Below are 1580 nucleotides of genomic sequence, written 5' to 3' on the forward strand. Positions count from 1 at the left end.
CTTATGATCGTCGGGGGCGTCAGTTGGTAATAAGCGCCGGCCCCGGCCCGGTCTCCCCGACCCTGTCTCCCCCCTGGGCTTCACGACCCGGGCGAAAGCCGTCACCCTGCGCGCCCCATCGCCAGGAGACCCTGCCCATGAGCACCGAGACCAAGATCACCGAATGGCTGGCCACCCAGCAGCAGGCCATGCTGGACGAGCTCGAGGCGATGGTGAACATCGACGGCGGCAGCTACGACAAGGCCGGCGTCGACGCGGTCGGCGCCCGGGTGAAGGCCTTCTGCGCCCGCCATGACATCCCGGTCGAGACCATCGCCGGCGCAAAGCACGGAGACTGCCTCCGCGCCACGGTCGCCGGCGGCGACGCGACCGCCAGCGGCAATGCCCGCCAGACCATCGTGCTGATGGGCCACCGCGACACCGTCTTCCCCAAGGGCGAGCCGGAGCGCCGCCCCTTCAAGGTCGAGAACGGCATCGCCACCGGCCCCGGCGTCTGCGACATGAAGGCCGGGCTGGTGCAGAACCTGTTCGTCATGGCCGCCTTCGCCCGGTTCGGCGGCGCCCCCGGTCCGATCGTCGGCCTGTTCACCGGCGACGAGGAAATCGGCTCCCCCGAAGGCCGCCCGGTCATCGAGGCGACCGCCCGCACCGCCCGCGTGGTGTTCAATTCCGAGCCCGGCCGCCCGTCGGGCGCCGTCGTCACCGGCCGCAAGGGCGGCGTCTTCATGGTGATGGACATCGAGGGCAAGGCAGCCCATTCCGGCGGCAACTTCGAGGCCGGCATCAGCGCCATCGAGGAGCTGGCCCGCAAGATCCAGGCGATCCACGCGCTGACCGACATCCCCCGCGGCATCACGCTGAATGTCGGCCTGGTCTCCGGCGGCCAGTCGGTGAACACGGTGGCCCCCTGGGCGCAGGGCCAGATCGACCTGCGCTACATCCATCCCGAGGACCGCGACGACATCATGGGCCGCATCCACGCCATCGTGAACAAGGCCCATGTCCCCGGCACCCGCGCGACGCTGACCATCCGCGGCGAGTTCCTGCCGCTGGCGCAGAACCCCGGCACCGACGCCGTCTTCGGCCTGTACAAGGCAGCCGCGGCCGAGAGCGGCTTCGAGACCATGGGCGAGTTCGCCGGCGGCTGCGCCGACAGCGGCTTCACGGCGGCGGTGGGGGCGCCCACCCTCTGCGCCGTCGGCCCGGTCGGCGGCAAGGCGCATAGCCCGGAGGAATACCTGGAAGTCGCGTCCTTCGTGCCGCGGGCGCAGGCCCTGGCACGGGCTATCCTGAAGCTGGATTCGGCGGGGATCTGAAGAGAAGACAGGCGGAAGGCTGGGGGGATGAATTCCCCCCGCAAACGTATACGTTTGCGCCCTTCTTCCTTTTGCGGTGACTGCCGTGTCCACGTGACGACGGGACGTGAAACGGCCCCACGGCGGCGCGACCTGTGAGCCAGCGCTGATTTTATGGAATGGCGTCCCGCCAGGATGCCCTGGTGCGGCGCGTGTTGGTGCGCTGGCCTTCAAACGGCCAGTGAACAGAAAAAAGATGGGGTCCAGGGGAATTCATTCCCCTGG

1 protein-coding gene is annotated in these 1580 nt (G+C 69.2%); it reads left to right on the top strand.

What is annotated here, in order from left to right; all coding sequences use genetic code 11:
• Positions 1-137: 137 nt before the first annotated feature.
• On the top strand, positions 138-1316 hold the full coding sequence (locus BKE38_RS10715) for a M20 family metallopeptidase (protein ID WP_076957311.1): 1179 nt from the start codon (positions 138-140) through the stop codon (positions 1314-1316).
• Positions 1317-1580 lie beyond the last annotated feature (264 nt).

The sequence above is a fragment of the Teichococcus deserti genome (assembly GCF_001982615.1).
GTDB lineage: Bacteria > Pseudomonadota > Alphaproteobacteria > Acetobacterales > Acetobacteraceae > Pseudoroseomonas > Pseudoroseomonas deserti.